The following is a 993-nucleotide window of genomic DNA, read 5'->3' on the forward strand; positions in this document are numbered from 1 at the left end:
AATCTGCTGGTGTCGTTTACGCTGGGGCTGTCGCTGCGTCTGGCGGCGATCCGCTGGTCATGGCAGTTGCCAGTATTTTCATACTCGCCGGGCAGTTGGAAAGGCAAAGCGTAAGAGATGTGGGGAACCGCACCGTAATCGGTAACAAAACAGCGTAATGTTGCTTCTTCATGACAATGTAGCAGACGGATCTGATCGTCTTCAGCTATCAGGATAATATGAAGAACAACTTCAACGTTTTTGTCGCGAGTTCTGCGTTTTCACTACTGGGAATAGAAATTTACCACATTACGCTGCCTTTGTTGGCGTTGAGTCTCAGCCTTGACCCTGTTCAGATTAGCTGGTGTGTGTTTGCCTTTTATTGTCCGGTGATTTTTATCAAAATAATATCCTCACCGCGCATAGAAAAATCAAATAAAATCAATGTACTAAAATTTAGCGAGTGTGGGCGCATCCTCTGTCTGGCGCTATTCCTGCTATTTCTCACCTTGTTCCGCGATGCCAGTTTCCTGTGGATTCTGGCGGTTTCACTCGCTTATGGCGTATTTACCGTGTTTACCGAAGTGGCTGAGCCTGTTCTTATCAAAGGGTTGCTTCAGGGCCATGCGTCTACTTCAGCCTTGTCAACCTACGAGATACGAACCCGCGCTGTTCAACTGGTGGCGCCCGCGCTGTGTGGATACCTGATATCCGTGAATGTTTTCTTTCCCTATTCCGTCAACCTGATATTTTCGCTGTTAGCCGTGTGCTTGCTGTTCATGATGCGTATCGATGTTCCGCAGACAGTAAGTCCTGCTCATTCCACGATGGGTGCGGATATTCAACAGGCATTTCGCTGGTTGCGAGACAATAAATTGTTTACCGTCATCGTTGCGCTGACGGCGGTTAACAATTTTCTGCATCCGATTCTCTATCTGACCGTGATATGGAGCCTGAAAGCGCAAAATACCGCCTTTGAAATAACCGGCCTGGTGCTTTCTGGGCTGGGAGCAG

General features: G+C 48.1%; 1 protein-coding gene and 1 pseudogene. Both read left to right on the top strand.

Annotation, left to right across the window (positions count from 1 at the left end):
• Window positions 1-114, top strand: a pseudogene (locus J5224_RS30085) (trimeric intracellular cation channel family protein); the annotation flags it as partial.
• Between the two features lie 104 nt (window positions 115-218).
• Window positions 219-993, top strand: a 775-nt coding sequence (locus J5224_RS30090) for an MFS transporter (RefSeq protein WP_264628719.1), incomplete at its 3' end; no start/stop codon positions are given.

This window comes from Candidatus Symbiopectobacterium sp. NZEC135, from assembly GCF_025962695.1.